Below are 294 nucleotides of genomic sequence, written 5' to 3'. Positions count from 1 at the left end.
ATGGCATCGGCGAGCTGCGAGGCGACGGCACGTTGCCAGATGAGGCGATACAGGGCCTTTTCGTCGTCGTCTTCGCCGCAATCCAAATCAGCAACGTGTGTCGGGCGGATGGCTTCGTGCCCTTCTTGCGCGTTGTCTTTGGCCTTCCATTTTCGCGGCTTGTCGGCCATTGGCAGACCAGCACCGGCAGCGTAAGCGGCAATGTCGGCAATACCTTCCTCGTCCATGTTCGGGGAGTCGGTGCGGTGATAGGTGATCGCCCCTTGCTCGTACAGCTTTTGCGCCAGTTCCATC

General features: G+C 59.9%; 1 protein-coding gene. It reads right to left on the bottom strand.

From position 1 onward, the window contains the following. The coding region (locus tag HMPREF2886_RS31920; protein WP_256562625.1) for a DNA topoisomerase at nucleotides 1–294 on the bottom strand (294 nt) is incomplete at both ends.

It is taken from the genome of Pseudomonas sp. HMSC066A08, from assembly GCF_001813025.1.
GTDB classification, from domain to species: Bacteria; Pseudomonadota; Gammaproteobacteria; order Pseudomonadales; family Pseudomonadaceae; genus Pseudomonas; species Pseudomonas aeruginosa.
The sequence above is the reverse complement of the archived record's forward strand: the minus strand, read 5'-3'. Positions and strand labels throughout refer to the sequence as shown.